This is a genomic window from Schaalia sp. JY-X159 (assembly GCF_014525425.1).
Classification (GTDB): Bacteria; Actinomycetota; Actinomycetes; order Actinomycetales; family Actinomycetaceae; genus Scrofimicrobium.
Genome location: NZ_JACEXI010000003.1, coordinates 358809 through 374430 on the forward strand (window position 1 = coordinate 358809; position 15622 = coordinate 374430).

The 15622-nt window shown below is 59.3% G+C and carries 13 protein-coding genes; 4 read left to right on the plus strand and 9 right to left on the minus strand.

All coding sequences use genetic code 11. The features are described from left to right. Positions 1-165 precede the first annotated feature (165 nt). The 4 genes from IDL90_RS07185 to IDL90_RS07200 all read left to right on the plus strand — a co-directional run bounded on the left by IDL90_RS07185 (position 166) and on the right by IDL90_RS07200 (position 3295). Entirely contained in the window at positions 166-789 is a 624-nt protein-coding gene (locus IDL90_RS07185; protein WP_182141094.1) for a ClpP family protease, read from the plus strand. A gap of 2 nt (positions 790-791) precedes the next feature. Beyond that, positions 792-1466, plus strand: coding sequence for an ATP-dependent Clp protease proteolytic subunit (locus IDL90_RS07190; protein WP_182141093.1), 675 nt, complete (start codon positions 792-794; stop codon positions 1464-1466). A 135-nt stretch (positions 1467-1601) separates the two neighbouring features. Then, positions 1602-2852 (plus strand): ATP-dependent Clp protease ATP-binding subunit ClpX, encoded by a 1251-nt coding sequence (gene clpX, locus IDL90_RS07195; RefSeq protein WP_182141092.1) that lies wholly within the window; start codon positions 1602-1604, stop codon positions 2850-2852. 137 nt (positions 2853-2989) lie between these two features. Next, on the plus strand, positions 2990-3295 hold the full coding sequence (locus IDL90_RS07200; RefSeq protein WP_182141091.1) for a chorismate mutase: 306 nt from the start codon (positions 2990-2992) through the stop codon (positions 3293-3295). Between the two features lie 590 nt (positions 3296-3885). Here IDL90_RS07200 and IDL90_RS07205 read toward each other — a convergent pair. The 9 genes from IDL90_RS07205 to IDL90_RS07245 all read right to left on the minus strand — a co-directional run bounded on the left by IDL90_RS07205 (position 3886) and on the right by IDL90_RS07245 (position 15597). Then, positions 3886-4638, minus strand: coding sequence for a siderophore-interacting protein (locus tag IDL90_RS07205; protein WP_182141090.1), 753 nt, complete (start codon positions 4636-4638; stop codon positions 3886-3888). A gap of 278 nt (positions 4639-4916) precedes the next feature. Continuing rightward, a complete protein-coding gene (locus IDL90_RS07210) occupies positions 4917-8681 on the minus strand; it encodes a phosphoribosylformylglycinamidine synthase (RefSeq protein ID WP_262509097.1) in 3765 nt (1254 codons plus the stop codon). After that, positions 8678-9949 (minus strand): phosphoribosylamine--glycine ligase, encoded by a 1272-nt coding sequence (gene purD / locus IDL90_RS07215; protein ID WP_187994912.1) that lies wholly within the window; start codon positions 9947-9949, stop codon positions 8678-8680. Before purD ends, IDL90_RS07210 begins: the two co-directional genes overlap by 4 nt. 10 nt (positions 9950-9959) lie before the next feature. After that, positions 9960-11147 (minus strand): phosphoribosylaminoimidazolecarboxamide formyltransferase, encoded by a 1188-nt coding sequence (locus tag IDL90_RS07220; protein ID WP_187994913.1) that lies wholly within the window; start codon positions 11145-11147, stop codon positions 9960-9962. Continuing rightward, complete coding sequence (locus IDL90_RS07225; protein ID WP_187994914.1) at positions 11144-11869, minus strand: IMP cyclohydrolase; 726 nt, start codon at positions 11867-11869, stop codon at positions 11144-11146. The genes IDL90_RS07220 and IDL90_RS07225 overlap by 4 nt, the downstream gene beginning before the upstream one ends. Then, the gene (gene purN, locus IDL90_RS07230; RefSeq protein WP_187994915.1) at positions 11866-12447 is read right to left on the minus strand and encodes a phosphoribosylglycinamide formyltransferase; all 582 of its coding nucleotides are present in this window, start codon (positions 12445-12447) and stop codon (positions 11866-11868) included. Before purN ends, IDL90_RS07225 begins: the two co-directional genes overlap by 4 nt. Further along, on the minus strand, positions 12444-13484 hold the full coding sequence (purM, locus tag IDL90_RS07235; protein ID WP_187994916.1) for a phosphoribosylformylglycinamidine cyclo-ligase: 1041 nt from the start codon (positions 13482-13484) through the stop codon (positions 12444-12446). The genes purN and purM overlap by 4 nt, the downstream gene beginning before the upstream one ends. 4 nt (positions 13485-13488) lie before the next feature. Then, positions 13489-14904: an amidophosphoribosyltransferase gene (locus tag IDL90_RS07240; protein WP_187994917.1), complete on the minus strand. Its 1416-nt coding sequence runs from the start codon at positions 14902-14904 to the stop codon at positions 13489-13491. A gap of 9 nt (positions 14905-14913) precedes the next feature. Next, on the minus strand, positions 14914-15597 hold the full coding sequence (locus tag IDL90_RS07245; protein ID WP_187994918.1) for a phosphoribosylaminoimidazolesuccinocarboxamide synthase: 684 nt from the start codon (positions 15595-15597) through the stop codon (positions 14914-14916). Between the last annotated feature and the right edge of the window lie 25 nt (positions 15598-15622).

The following is a 15622-nucleotide window of genomic DNA, read 5'->3' on the forward strand; positions in this document are numbered from 1 at the left end:
GAAGGGTCGCGGGGACATTGGTCTTCGCGGCCCTTTGCTATGGTGCGCCAACAGCGAAAAGATCGCGGCTAATGCAGAATTGTGGAGCGGCCGCGACTAGTTTGGGGATAGTTGCGGAGGGTGTGGCCCTCCGTCCTCGTCCTTAGGTTTAGATACGGAGTTCCTATGACTACGCTTCAACCGACCAGTGCGGGACCAAACGAGTCCGGTATGGGTCTGAATGACAATGTCTACCAGCGATTGCTTCAAGAGCGCATCATTTGGCTCGGTGGCGAAGTGCGTGATGACAGCGCAAATGCAATCTGTGCGCAGCTTCTGCTCTTGGCCGCAGAGAACCCGGATGAAGACATCTACCTCTACATCAACAGCCCGGGCGGTTCGGTGACCGCCGGTATGGCAATCTACGACACCATGCAGTACGTGAAGCCCGACATTGCAACGGTTGGTATGGGACTTGCCGCTTCCATGGGACAGTTCCTATTGACGGCGGGAACCAACGGCAAACGTTACATAACGCCCCACACGCGTGTCTTGATGCACCAGCCTTCCGGTGGTGCTGGCGGATCTGCCACCGACATTCGCATTAACGCCGACCTGATCCTTCACATGAAGAAGGAACTGGCTGAGATCATTGCGGACCGGACCGGCAAGACCGTCGAACAGATTGACCGCGACTTCGATCGTGACAAGTGGTTTACTGCGCAAGAGGCGCTGGAGTACGGCTTTGTTGACCACATTGTCGACCAGCCGCAGTCCATTGGCCGCAAGTCCAGCCAGGAAGGGGCATAGCAATGACCTCAACGAAGCCTTACTTTGATGCAATTCAGCGGCAGATGCCGGGAGGCGTAGCTCCCGAGGGAATGCCGCAGTCCCGTTACGTGTTCCCAACATTTGAGGAGCGCACTGCGTACGGCTACAAGCGACAAGACCCGTATGCGAAGCTTTTTGAGGATCGGATCGTGTTCCTCGGCGTTCAGGTTGATGACGCATCCGCAGATGACGTTATGGCGCAACTGCTGGTACTGGAGAGCATGGATACGGACTCCTTGATCACCATGTACATCAACAGCCCCGGCGGGTCCTTCACCGCGATGACGGCTATCTACGACACGATGCAGTACATCCGTCCTCACGTTCAGACTGTGTGCTTGGGGCAGGCGGCCTCGGCAGCTGCGGTGTTGCTCGCAGCGGGCCAGCCGGGCAAGCGCCTCGCGTTGCCTAATGCTCGCATCCTCATTCATCAGCCCGCAATGGATGGGGTGCAGGGGCAGGCTTCAGACATCCAGATTGTCGCGGATGAGATTGACCGGATGCGCGTGTGGATGGAGCGAACGCTCGCGGCACACACGGGACGAACTGAAGAGCAGATCCGCAAAGATGTTGAGAGGGACAAGATTCTTACAGCAGAGCAGGCGGAGGCGTACGGTCTGATCGACCACGTGCTTACCAGTCGAAAGGCCGACTAGCCAAGCAGGCGGGTGATTCCACGGCGCGCCCTCGGGTTAGATGTCGGAAGGCTCTAATAGGCTGAAGGCGCGTCGATGGGACGCCTCTTAGTACCGGCGTCGGTATGGTGAGTCAGCAGGAGGGGTAGGTTCGAAATGACTTCGTTCCAAGATAGTTCGGAGTTGCTGAAGTGCGCCTTCTGTAGCAAATCCCAAAAGCAGGTCCGCAAGTTGATCGGTGGGTCTGGGGTCTACATCTGTAATGAGTGTGTTGAGCTCTGCAATGACATCATTGAAGAGGAACTGCCGGAAGAGGTTGAGCCGCGCCAGTTGACTCTCCCTAAGCCGAAGGAGGTCAAAGAGTTCCTTGACACCTGGGTGGTTGGGCAGGAACGTTCAAAGCGCTCCTTGTCGGTTGCCGTGTACAACCACTACAAGAGGGTGCGCGCCAGCAATGGTGGGGGAGAGGATTTGGAGGGGACGAAGTCGAATGTTCTGCTCCTTGGTCCCACAGGCACTGGGAAGACTCACTTGGCCCGCTCGTTGGCGAAGCTGCTCGATGTTCCCTTCTGTATCGTCGATGCGACCGCGCTGACAGAGGCGGGATATGTGGGTGAGGATGTTGAGAATATTCTTCTCAAGCTCATTCAGTCCGCGGATGGCGACATTAAGAAGGCCGAACGCGGCATCATCTACATTGATGAGATTGACAAGATCGGGCGCAAAGGTGAGAACGCTTCGATCACCAGGGATGTCTCGGGTGAGGGCGTCCAGCAGGCCCTTCTGAAGATCATTGAAGGAACCAAAGCCTCCGTTCCGCCCCAGGGTGGTCGGAAGCATCCGCATCAACAGTTCCTTGAGATTGACACGTCATCCATTCTGTTTATTGCCGCAGGGGCTTTCTCCGGGATTGATGAGATTGTCAAGGCACGCCTCGGGAAACGGCAGACAGGATTTGGTACTGAGCTGGCTGTTGCTTCAGAGATGGGCGACCTGTACAAGCATGTCTCGGCCGAAGATCTTCACTCGTTTGGGTTGATCCCAGAGTTCATTGGGCGCCTCCCGGTGGTTACTTCCACGGAGCTGCTGTCTGAGGGTGATCTGGTGGCAATCTTGACGGAGCCCAAGAACTGTTTGGTGAATCAGTACCGCGCACTCTTCGACCTGGATGGGGTTGAGCTCGAGTTCACCCCTGAGGCTCTGGCTGCGATGGCTCGTCTTGCCATGCAGCGGGAATCGGGTGCGCGCGGCTTGTCATCCATCATGGAAGAGACGCTGTCTGAGCTGATGTTTGAGATTCCGTCTGAGAAGAATGTGGAGCGGGTCGTTGTTACGGCAGAGGCAGTGACCGGTGAGGGTGAACCCCGGGTGTTCCTCTTTGGGGAAACCACTGCGCGGTCTGCATAGATCGGTCGATGTTCTCTGCGGGCGATGCGCTCCCCGTGCTATTCCTGCTTCTGCCCCGCCGCGGAATGCTCGACTGGGTAGCGAATGTTCCGGCTAGACTGCGGTTTGTTCCACTTTGACCGCTAAGGAGTCCCCGGATGACCGCCAGCGATGTTCCGTCTGAGTTGGCGGATGAACGACGCACAATCGACAACATTGATGCCGCTCTGATCCATATTTTGGCTGAGCGATTCCGCTGTACCCAGCGTGTTGGACATATCAAGGCTCAGAAGGGTTTGCCTGCTGCTGACCCGGCGCGAGAGAAAGAGCAGGTGCAGCGTCTGCGGGACCTTGCGGTGGAATCTGGGCTGGATCCTGATTTTGCGGAAACCTTCCTAACATTCATGGTGAATGAAGTGATCCGCCACCATGAGGTAATCAAGAGCTCATACCAGTCGGAGTAGGAGGGGCAACCCTCCCTGCGCAGGGGCAGCTCCCAACGGTAACTCTCATTCTTTGAACCCACGCACCTCAGCCTAGGGTTGCCGGGATCACGCAAGGTTGCCCGGATCACGCAGGGTTGCCGGGATCACGCAAGGTTGCCCGCAATTCGCACGATCGGAGGCAACTTTAAGCGACCCCGGCAACCTTAGACACTTTGGCCAGTGGTGCGGGCGTTGGCAAGGCGGGCGGTGGTGTTGCTGGTGGCGTCGGACCAAATCCTGGCAGACCCACACGCATCGCACGCTTGCAGTTTCGCGAAATGTACGTGTTGTGGCCATGGTCGCCGATGTCGTGGCCTGGAATGCCCTTGGTCGCCGATGTCGTGGCCTGGAACGCCCTTGGTCGCCGATGTCAGCGTAGGTCGCCGATAATTTGGCGAAACAACGGCGACCTACGCTGACTTTGGCGACCTTGGTTCGGGTTTGTGGTGGGTTTGGCGAAACAACGGCGACCTACGCCGACTTTGGCGACCTTGGTTCGGGTTTGTGGTGGGTTCGGCGAAACAACGGCGACCTACGCCGACTTTGGCGACCTGCCCCTGCTGCAGGGTTTAGCGTCGTTTGCCGAAGGGGCGCCCTTCATACCAGTAGGCGCGCGCTGCCAGAGATGAACCGGTCAAAGCAAACTCGCTTCGCACCTTTGTCCGCAGGTGCTTCAGTGATCCGGCCTCGGTCGCGACCCACGCTTGCCATCCGCTCCAGTCGCGGCTCTCAATTGCTTGCGCAAGTGAAGTCTCATCTTTGCGGTCAATCCAGTGGAGCCTCAAGTTTGAGTGGCTGGCAAGCGGGATGGCTCTGTCTTGGTCGTCGTGAAGCTCCAGGTACAGTTCGACAGGAACGGTTCCAGGCAAGGCGTTGATAACGTCGTTTACAGCAGGTATTGCTGCCGCGTCACCGACTAGCAGATAGCCGTGAGGCAGTGGATCTGCAACTTTGAAGGCGGTGGACGCGAGTGAAGTCACCTCGATGGTCGCTCCTGGTTGCACGGCGGCCGCCCACGATGAGGCCGGCCCGGCAGGCTCATGGAGCACAAAGTCAACCGCAAATTTTCCCTCCGCTGGGGTGGCCTCCGAGATGGTGTAACCCCGCTGGTGCTCGCGGCCTGAACCTGAAGGGTCGGGGAACCAAAACCGCAAGTATGCGGTGGGTGCAATGATCGCCTTGGGATCTTGAAAGAGCGTCGGGGAGTGCATGCGGACCCGCACGAAGTGGGGAGCAAGGAACTCGGTGTCAACTACGGTTGCCAAATGGTCCTTGGCTCCGTACACCTTCATCATCACACCGGTGAGACCTCTTGAGGCCATAGATCGCGACTCCTCCCGTATCCGGAAAATAGATTGACTCTTGTGCCGCATCCAGATGACAGGTTGACCCCTGCACATAGTTAGCTTAGGTTAGCCTAACCTAAAATGGAGTTGGATGGTTGGCCAAGACACTGCACTGCGCCTTAACGAGCCGGCTCGCTAGTTGTCTTGGGGGCGTCTGGATCCGCTGGGCTGGGGCGTCCGGACGCGCTGGGCTGGTCGGCTGAGCCCGGGGTGACCTGGTTGCGCTGGGCTGGTCGGCGGTCGAGGTGCCGCGACTAACTGAAGTACTGCACCGCGCTGGTGAACAACCCCATATCAAACTCACCCGGGACATTCTTGTACAGCCCTTCGCCGACGCGCTCGGTGTGCCCCATCTTGCCGAGGATGCGGCCATCCGGTGAAGTGATGCCTTCTACCGCATAGGTTGAATTGTTGGGGTTGAACCCAACCTCCGAGGTCGGATTACCTTCGAGGTCGACATACTGGGTGGCAACCTGCCCGCGCGCGATCAAGTCCGCCATTACTTCCTCAGAGGCGACAAAACGTCCCTCCCCGTGAGAGATAGCGACAGTGTAGATTTCACCGGGTGCGGTGTTCATGAGCCAAGGCGAGAGGTTCGAGGCTACCCGCGTGCGCACCAACCGCGACTGGTGGTAGCCCACGGTGTTGAGGGTCAAGGTTGGACTGTCCGCACCTGCATCAACGATCTCCCCGTGGGGGACCAATCCCAGTTTCACCAGTGCTTGGAATCCATTGCAGATCCCCAGCATGAGACCGTCTCTGTCATTGAGGAGGCGACCAACTTGCTCGCGCACCGGACCGCTGCGGAAGAACGAGGTAATGAGTTTTGCTGAACCGTCAGGCTCATCGCCACCTGAGAACCCACCCGGGATGAAGATAGCTTGCGCCTGTGCAATGCGCTCTGCGAAGTGCTCGACAGATTGGGAGACCTGCGAGGGCGTCAGGTTGCGGATCACGACGATTTCCGGCTCCGCACCTGCCGCGCGAATCACCTTTGCCGCGTCATACTCGGTGTTGGTCCCCGGGAAAACGGGAATGAGAATGCGCGGTGGGGTGGCGAGTGGAGTGGCTCCCAGTGGAGTGGTGGCGCCCAGTGTGGTGGCGGTGCCCGATGGGGCGCCGTGTGCAGCCGGGCGGGGCCACGTATCTACCGTGTAGTTCAATGTGGGGATGACTCCACCGTCAGGCTCCGGCGTGGAAGGATAAATTGGCTCCAGCTTCGCCTCATAGATCTCTTCGAGCTGAGAGAGGGCAATGGCCTCTCCACCTCGACGTAGTTCTGCCTCAACACTGGTTTTACCCAGCGGGGTGCCAACGGCGTCGCCCTCGTGCTCAAACTCAAGAACGAATGATCCGTAGGAGTACCCGAAGAGGTCCTCGAGCGTGACGTCCTCGTGTAGGTCGAGGCCGATCCGGTTGCCCAGCCCCATCTTCAGGGTGCCCTCGGCAACGCCCCCGTATGTCGAAGTGTATGCCGCGCGAATTTTCCCGGCGCTGGTCAGGTCCACCACGGTTTGGAAGGTTTCGATCAGAGAATCGCCCTCGGGCAGCCCATCGTCTCCGTACCTGGGGGCGAGCAGGGTGACGACGTGACCGGCTTCCTTGAACTCCGGCGAGATGATGCGCGAGATGGGGTCGGTTGTCACCGCAAATGACACTAGGGTCGGCGGCACGTCGAGGTCCTCGAAGCTGCCGCTCATCGAGTCTTTCCCGCCAATCGCGGCCAGAGAAAGCTCCTTCTGGGCACGCAGTGCACCGAGCAGCGAAGCAAGCGGTTTACCCCACCGCACTGCGTCGCCTCGCAGGCGTTCGAAGTACTCCTGGAACGTCAGGTAGGTGTCATCCAGCGAAGCCCCGGTGGCGACCAACTTTGCCACTGACTCCACAACCGCCAGGTATGCACCGTGGTATGGACTCTTCTCCGAAATGAAGGGGTTGAAACCCCACGCCATCAGGGAGGACGTTGTCGTGTCGCCTTCCTCGCGAGAGATCTTGTGAACCATTGCCTGCGAGGGGGTGCGCTGGCGGCGCCCACCGAACGGCATGAGGACGGTGCCCGAACCGATCGTGGAGTCAAACCGTTCACTGAGGCCGCGTTTGGAGGCAACATTGAGGTCGTCGGCGAGGGCGAGCAAACCGGCGGTGAAGCCCCCTGGCAGTTCGCGTGCGAAAGGCTTCGAAGGTGTCACATGTGCGGTGGCGTGCTTCTGCGCCCCGTTCGTGTCAAGGAAGTCGCGCGACAGGTCAACGATCATTTGCCCGTTCCACACCATCGTCAGGCGTCGATCATCCGTGACTGTGGCGACAACGGTCGCCTCGAGGTTCTCTTTGGAGGCAAGGTCGAGGAAACGCTCAACATCACCGCTCTCAACAACCACGGCCATGCGTTCCTGCGACTCGCTAACCGCTAGTTCAGTACCGTCCAGTCCCTCATATTTCTTGGGGACAGCGTCGAGGTCGATGGCGAGGCCGTCGGCGAGTTCGCCGATGGCAACAGAAACGCCGCCCGCACCGAAGTCGTTGCACCGCTTGATGAGGAGGGATGCCTGGGGATTGCGGAAGAGACGTTGCAGTTTGCGTTCTTCGGGAGCATTCCCCTTCTGAACCTCGGGTCCACCGGTTTCCAAAGACTCGGTGGTGTGGGACTTCGATGACCCTGTTGCCCCGCCGCAACCATCACGGCCCGTCTTGCCGCCAAGAAGGATGACGACGTCTCCTGGCTCTGGGACCTCGCGCCGCACGTGCTCCGCCGGCACAGCGCCGATGACAGCGCCAACTTCCATGCGCTTGGCTTCATACCCGCCATGGTAAATTTCATCAACCTGGCCGGTAGTAAGACCAATCTGGTTGCCATAGGAACTGTAACCGGCAGCGGACTTGGTGACGATAGTGCGCTGCGGCAACTTACCGGGCAGTGTTTCGCGCACGGGCTTGAGTGGGTCACCGGCGCCGGTCACGCGCATTGCTGCGTAGACGTAGGCGCGCCCGGAGAGAGGGTCGCGGATTGCGCCGCCGATGCAGGTTGCTGCACCGCCAAACGGTTCAATCTCGGTTGGGTGATTGTGTGTCTCATTCTTGAAGAGAAGCAGCCATTCCTCAGGGCCCTCAGGCGTGTCCACCTGGATCTTCACGGTACAGGCGTTGATTTCCTCCGACTCATCAAGGTGGGGAAGCTTGCCTTCTTTACGCAGGTATTTCCCAGCGATGGTTCCAAGGTCCATGAGTGTGACGGGCTTGGTCCGCCCCAGGTCATTTCGCATCGCCAAGTAGTCTTCGTAGGTCTCTTGAATGACGGGATCTTCAAACTGGACGTGGTCGATCTCGGTGAGGAATGTCGTGTGCCGACAGTGGTCCGACCAGTAGGTATCGATGACGCGCAGCTCAGTGACGGTGGGATCGCGCAGCTCACCCTGGAAGTGCTGCTGGCAGACAAGGAGGTCATCAAGGTCCATGGCGAACCCGTATGTGCCCTGCAACTCGACAAGTCCGTCCTGGTCGAGGTCGCGGAACCCGCTGACGATGGCAACAGGCTCGGGGGAGCGGTGGGTTTCCTCCAGGGCGTCGACCGGCTTGAGAGAAGCTTCCCGAGCTTCCACGGGGTTGATGACGTGGCGCTTGATGGCTTCGACATCGCAGTCACTGAGATCGCCCTCGAGAAGGTAAACACGAGCGTTTCTCACCAGCGGCCGCTCACCCTGCGAGAGGATCTGGATGCACTGCGCAGCCGAGTCGGCGCGCTGGTCGAACTGGCCGGGCTGGTACTCCACTGCGAAAATATGAGCGCCTGGAACTTCCGGCAGGTCAGCGAACACCGTGTCCAACTGTGGTTCCGAGAAGATGGTGCGGGTCGCCTCTTCAAACAGTTCTTCGGAGATACCCGAGACGTCATAGCGGTTGAGCAGTCGCACTTTCGTCAAGCCGGGGACTTGGAGTAGGGCGCGGACATCATCGGCCAGCGCCTTGGCCTCAACGTCGAACCCTTCCCGCTTCTCTACGTAAACGCGGTACACCATGGTCATGACCTTCCTTCGGCAGAGAGTGCCTTTGCCCCGATATCGCGGCGAAAATATGCGTTGTCAAATGTGACTCTTGATGTCTGTTCGTACGCCTTCGCGACTGCTTCGCCAAGCGTTGCGCCAGTTGCGGTCACGCCGAGGACGCGTCCTCCGCCTGTGGTGAGCTCGCCGTCAATCAGCTTTCCCCCGGCCACGTACACTTCGGCTTCCAAGTCCTCAGGGATTGTGATGCGGAACCCCGTCTCGTAGGCGCCGGGGTAGCCCGCAGAGGCCATCACTACGCAGCAGGCCGCACCTTCGCGGAACTCCACTTCGGTGTTCGCCAAGTCCCCGCGCGCCGTGGCTTCCATGACGGTGAGGAGGTCGCTTGAGAGCAGCGGCAACACCACCTGGGCTTCCGGATCACCAAACCTACAGTTGTACTCGATGACCTTGGGGCCATCTTCGGTAAGGATGAGGCCGAAGTAGAGGCAGCCCTTAAAGGTGCGATCCTCCGAATTCATGGCTTCCATGGTGGGAATAAAGATTTCTTCCATGGCGCGCGCAGCGAGTTGGGGAGTGTAATAGGGGTTTGGGGCCACCGTCCCCATGCCTCCCGTGTTGGGGCCATTGTCTCCGTCGAGGGCGCGCTTATGATCCATTGACGACACCATCGGAACCATGGCATCCCCGTCGGTGAAGGCGAGGACGGAGACTTCCGGCCCGGTCAAAAACTCCTCGATGACAACGCAGCTGCCGCTGTCCCCGAAGACTCTGTCCTCCATCATGGCGCGCACACCAGCGCGTGCTTCATCGCGGGTTTGAGCGATGATGACGCCTTTGCCGAGGGCGAGGCCGTCCGCCTTCACGACAGTTGGCAGGGGAGCCCTGTCCAGGTATGCCAGTGCAGCATCTAGCTCAGTGAAGCTCTCATACGCGGCCGTTGGAATGCCGTATCTGCGCATCAGGTCCTTTGAGAAGACCTTGCTTCCCTCAAGGATCGCGGCACGTTTATCGGGCCCGAAGCACGCGATCCCGCGCTGCTCGAGCGCATCGACGGCGCCGAGCACCAGGGGATCGTCGGGAGCAACAACCGCAAAGTCAACCTCGTTGTCGACCGCAAATGCAACCATGCCAGCGATGTCTGTCGCGGCAATGTCCACACAGGTCGCATCCCGCGCTATCCCGCCGTTACCAGGCAGTGCGTACAGCGTGGCAACGTCCGGGTTCTTGGCTAGGGCTTTGACGAGGGCGTGTTCACGCCCCCCGCCTCCGACAACCATGACCTTCATTGGCGCTCTCCTAGTGGTGGAACAGGCGGACGCCATTGAAGGCCATCGCCATGCCGTATTTGTTGCAGGTGTCAATCACGTTGTCGTCGCGCACTGACCCGCCGGGCTCCACGACGTAGGAAACTCCGCTGCGGTGGGCTCGCTCGATGCTGTCACCGAAGGGGAAGAATGCGTCACTGCCTAGCGAAACCCCGGTGATTCCAGCCAGGTACTCGCGTTTTTCCTCCCGAGTGAAAGGCTGCGGACGCGTAGTAAAGAACCTCTGCCAGTTTCCGTCATCAAGCACGTCACCACTGTCCTCATCAGAAAGGTAAAGGTCGATCGTGTTGTCGCGGTCTGCGCGTCCTATGTCAGGGCGGAAGGGAAGGTCGAGGACGCGTGGGCTCTGGCGCAAGTGCCACAGGTCAGCCTTCTGGGCGGCGAGTCGCGTGCAGTGGATCCGTGACTGCTGCCCGGCACCGACCCCGATGGCCTGGCCATCTACGGCGAAGCACACCGAGTTGGACTGGGTGTACTTGAGGGTAGTCAAGGCGACAAGCAGGTCGCGCTGCGCGTTTGTGGGAATCACCTTGTTCTCGGTAACCACGTTGTCCAGGAGGGTCTTGTCAATGACGACGTTGTTGCGGCCCTGAAGGAAGGTGATACCGAAAACCTCTTTGCGTTCGTCCTCTTTGGGGACATAGTTGGGGTCGAGGGCGACCACGGCGTACGTGCCCTTGCGCTTCGCCTTGAGTATTTCCAGTGCTTCCGGCGTGTAGCCGGGTGCGATCACCCCGTCGGAAACTTCCCGCTTGATGATCTGCGCCGTGGTCGCATCGCAAGTGTCCGACAGGGCGATGAAGTCCCCGAACGAACACATCCGGTCGGCGCCTCGGGCACGCGCGTACGCCAGTGCCAGCGGTGAGTCGTCAAGACCCTCAATGTCATCCACGAAACAAGCCTTCTTCAGGGCATCGCTCATGGGGAGGCCGAGGGCGGCAGACGTGGGACTGACGTGCTTGAACGAGGCGGCGGCAGGGAGGCCGGTGGCCTGACGCAGCTCCTTGACCAACTGTGCGCTATTGAGGGCGTCGAGGAAGTTGATGTACCCGGGGCGCCCGTTGAGCACCTGCAGGGGAAGATCACTGCCATCCGCCATGTAGATCTCTGCCGGCTTCTGGTTGGGATTGCAACCATATTTCAGTTCAAGGCGGTTCACTGTGCGGTCTCCTCACTGTTTTGGTTGATTAGGTAGTCGCATTCTGGCCCGCCGGTCAGGCTCACCGAACGAACGTAGAGCGCGACGCGGTTGTCAGGGTCAAGCGCCTCCCACATCATCTGGGTGAAATCCTCAACGTCGTCTGCAATGGCGACGCGGCGAGGTTCACCGGTGAAGGAGGGGAGTGGGTCGCCATCACTGTTGTAGGTGTGCAGGAAGTGCCCGACACCGGCTAGGGGCGGGTAGTTGAAGTAGAAGCGTGAGCACGCTGAGCCTTCGGCGTCGGCGCTCTTGAGAATGGAGAATTGGTACCGTCCGTCGGGAAGAAGAAGCCCGGAGATTCTGGGTGTCAGGTTGGGGGCGTCCGGTTCAAACTCGCGGGTGCCCAGCGCGTCCTCGAAAGACCGCCCAGCAACAAGTGCATCGCGCACAGTGTCGGTTTGGTCGCCGTTGGTTACGATCAGGGCACCATCAACGGTCCGCAGAGGGTTGTAGATGATGAGCGAGGGATCTTCAACCTTGCTGGGGTCGTAGGCTCTGGTGCGGATTCCGTCCTCGGTCCGTTCGAAGACGCGGTTCCTGCTGTTGGGGGAGCGCCCCATGATGAAGTAGGCCACCACCATCCGGGTGCCGTCTGGGGTTTGTCCGAGGACGATGCCGCGGCCCGGGTAGGGGTTTGCGGAAAGTAGTGTCTCGAGATTTGCTACTTCATTGACACTCAACGGTCGCTCCTTTGTTCAGAGATCATTTCGCACGCTTCGGGCAGGAGTAGCCATTCAGCTTCTTCCATGACGCGGCGTTGCAGGGTTTCCGGTGTGTCGTCGGGGTGGACCGGGACCGCCTTCTGGGCAATGATCTCCCCGCCGTCAGGGATCTCGTTCACGAAGTGAACCGTCGCGCCCGTTACTTTGACGCCGTAGTCGAGGGCGGCCCGGTGAACACGCAGCCCGTAGAAGCCCTTACCGCAGAATGCCGGGATTAGTGAGGGGTGAACGTTGATGATCCGCCGGTCAAAGTCCGCGGTGAAGTCGGCGCTGAGGATGCGCATGAACCCCGCGAGGACGACGAGGTCGATGTCGCGTGCTTCCAGCAGGTCACGGAGCTGGGCTTCGAAGTCTTCGGTTAGCACTGCCGCCTCCACGCCCATGGAGCGCGCGCGTTCGAGGGCGTAGGCACCCGGTTGGTCAGAGACAACCAGGACGACCTCCCCGCTCCTCAAAGCTCCCGCCACTTGGGCGTCCAGAAGGGCCTGGAGGTTCGTGCCCCCACCGGAAACCAGGACAGCAATCCGGGCTTTCACCAGAGAATCACGCCTTCTGGGCCGCGCACCACTTCCCCAAGGCGGCAGGGCGACTCACCGGCTTCACGCAAAGTCTGCAGTGCCAGATCAGCGTCGGCCTGCGCCACAACCACGGCCATGCCGATCCCCATGTTGAAGGTGTTGAACATGTCGCGTCGCGGAATTCCGCCCTCGGACTGGATGAGGTCGAAGATGGGCAAGACCGGCACGTCCGCTTCCTTGATCTTCGCAGTCATTCCGGGAGGAAGAGCGCGGGGAAGGTTCTCATAGAAGCCACCCCCGGTTATGTGGGAAGCAGACTTGATCTGCACCGCTTCCATTAGGGCCAGCATCGGCTTGACGTAGATGCGAGTGGGGGTAAGCAGCGTTTCACCGAGGCTCGCGCCTCCCAGTTCGACCACGGGGGCGCTTAGGTCTTGGTTCTCCACATCGAAGACCTTCCGCACCAGGGAGAACCCATTGGAGTGCAAGCCAGAGGAGGGAAGCCCAATGATGACATCGCCCTCGACAATAGTGTTCTTGTCAAAGATCTTTGGCTTGTCCACGATGCCCACGGCAAACCCCGCCATGTCATATTCTTCGGCCCCGTAGAAGCCGGGCATCTCAGCCGTCTCACCGCCGATGATGGCGCAGCCAGCCTGCACGCAGCCTTCGGCGACACCCGAAACGATTTCCGCCACCCGCTCTGGGACATTCTTGCCGACGGCCAGGTAGTCGAGGAAAAACAGCGGCTTTGCGCCGCAGCAGACGATGTCGTTGACGCACATGGCAACACAGTCAATGCCGACAGTGTTGTGACGGTCGGTAAGGAAAGCCAGTTTCAATTTGGTGCCAACCCCGTCGGTACCACTGACTAGGACGGGCTGCGTCATGCCTGTGACATCAAGTTCGAACAGCCCTCCGAAGTCACCCAGGTCAGACATAGCCCCTGGAATCATGGTCCTGCCAACGTGGGTTTTCATCAACTCCACCGCCTTGTATCCGGCGGTGATATCAACTCCGGCCTCGGCGTAACTCCGGGACGCTGATTCGCTCACTCTCCTAGCCTTTCCCGCTCCAACAATAGGTGCAGATTTTTGAGGGTTCGAGGCCGATCGCCGCGATTATTCCCTCCAGTGACTGGTATTCCAGGGATGTAAAATGCAACTCTTCGCAGATGCGCTCGCGGAGCGCACGCCCTCGCTCTGTGTTCCCGTCCGCGTACTCATCCAGGTGCGCAAGCCCCTCGTCGCCTTCCAGCTCCTCAATGGTGCGGCGTGCAATCAACTCCATTTCTGATGTGGAACGGGTGAAGTTGAGGTACTTGCACGCGTACATGATCGGGGGACACGCAGAACGGACGTGCACCTCCTTGGCGCCGTTGTCGTAGAGGAACTCCACTGTCTCGCGCAACTGAGTGCCGCGGACGATGCTGTCGTCGACAAAAAGCAGCCTCTTGCCATGGATCAGTTCGTGAACCGGGATCATTTTCATCTTCGCAACCCGGTTGCGTTCCTTCTGGTTCGCGGGCATGAAGCTGCGCGGCCAGGTCGGCGTGTACTTGATGAAGGGGCGGGCAAAGGGAATGTGGCTCTCGTTGGCATAGCCAATAGCGTGGGGCGTGCCTGAATCTGGCACACCGCTGACGTAGTCTATGTCGATCGAGTTGCCCTTGTCTGCCTGTGCGAGGAGGGCGCCATTGCGGTTGCGCATCACCTCGACATTGACACCCTCGTAGTTCGAGGTCGGATACCCGTAGTAAGCCCACAGGAACCCGCAGATCTGCATCTCTTCGCCGGGAGGGACGACCATTTCATAGCCGGTGGCCTTCACTGCCACAACTTCGCCCGGACCCAGTTCGTGAACATCTGAGTAGCCGAGTTTTTGGTACGAGAACGATTCGAAGGCGAGGGCGAATCCGTCCTCGTCCTTCCCCAGGTGGATGGGTAGTCTGCCCAAACGATCCCGGCACGCATAGATGGTGTCTTCCGTCATCACCAGGATGGATGCTGTGCCCTCAACGACCTCTTGGACATGCTTGAGGCCCTCTTCGAAACTGTCCTTCTGATTGATGAGGACTGCGATGAGCTCAATGGCGTTGACCCTGCCCCCGGTGAGGGCCTCGAAGTGGAACCCGCCGGGGGCAAGCAGTTCATCTATCAGGGCGTCGGCATTGTTGATAACGCCAACGAACGCAATAGCGAACGTCCCCAGTACCGAGCGCACCAGGAGTGGCTGAGGGTCAGAGTCACTAATGCTTCCGATGCAGATGTTGCCATGCATCTCTTCCGTGATGCCTTCGAACTTGGTGCGGAAGGGGGAATTCTCAATATTATGAATGTCCCTCTGGAAGCCCAGCGTGCCACCGTAGGCGGCCATACCACCCCGCCTGGTGCCCAGGTGAGAGTGGTAGTCCGTCCCAAAAAACACGTCGAAGACACAGTCCCGCGTGGAAACTGCGCCGAAGAAGCCGCCCAATGTCTTGGTTCAGTCCTCGAAGAAAATTCGGGACAGTTCCATCGGCTCGACGTACTCGCCGTCGCGGTATGCCCTCATGTTTCCCGAAGCAATTTCGTCGATGAGGATTACGTTGCCGTCTTCGTCGTACCCGAACTCAAACTTGATGTCGTAGAGGACCAGGCCCTTTTTGAGGAGCTCACTTGCGACGATGGCATTGATTTTCTGGGTCATTTCCTTGAGCTCGTCGTACTGCTCGCCGCTCATGATCCCCAGGTCGACGAGGGCGTCCTTCGTGATGAGAGGATCACCCCGCTCATCATCTTTCAGCGTCGTCTCAACGTATGAGGGGAGGGGTGCGCCCTCGACCACATAGTCACCGTAGCGACGGAAGAAACTCCCGACGGCGCGGTCGCGGCAAATCACTTCCAGACCCTTGCCGAACACCTTGGCGGGAAGTACCTCCATGGTGACCTCTTCGGGGTCAGCACTCACGAAGTGTGTTTTTATGCCCGCTTCGTTGATCTTCTCGAAGAAGTGGGTGGACATGGCGAGGTTGACCTGCCCAACTCCCTCAATGCTTAGGCCCACCGTGTTTGCCCCGGGGTCAAACACCCCGTCAACTCCGGTGACGTCGTCTTTGAACTTGAGAAGGTAGTTGCCGTTCTCCAGTGCGTAGACATCTTTCGTTTTACCTGTGTAAACCTTGTTCATACTGCACAACTCCCGAAAGGTTGGG

Coding starts and splice junctions, on each gene's coding strand:
- purD (WP_187994912.1), bottom strand. CDS start 9,949: ATGAAGGTCATGGTTGTCGGAGGCGGGGGGCGTGAACACGCCCTCGTC.
- IDL90_RS07205 (WP_182141090.1), bottom strand. CDS start 4,638: ATGGCCTCAAGAGGTCTCACCGGTGTGATGATGAAGGTGTACGGAGCC.
- IDL90_RS07210 (WP_262509097.1), bottom strand. CDS start 8,681: ATGACCATGGTGTACCGCGTTTACGTAGAGAAGCGGGAAGGGTTCGAC.
- clpX (WP_182141092.1), top strand. CDS start 1,602: ATGACTTCGTTCCAAGATAGTTCGGAGTTGCTGAAGTGCGCCTTCTGT.
- IDL90_RS07190 (WP_182141093.1), top strand. CDS start 792: ATGACCTCAACGAAGCCTTACTTTGATGCAATTCAGCGGCAGATGCCG.
- IDL90_RS07245 (WP_187994918.1), bottom strand. CDS start 15,597: ATGAACAAGGTTTACACAGGTAAAACGAAAGATGTCTACGCACTGGAG.
- IDL90_RS07185 (WP_182141094.1), top strand. CDS start 166: ATGACTACGCTTCAACCGACCAGTGCGGGACCAAACGAGTCCGGTATG.
- IDL90_RS07200 (WP_182141091.1), top strand. CDS start 2,990: ATGACCGCCAGCGATGTTCCGTCTGAGTTGGCGGATGAACGACGCACA.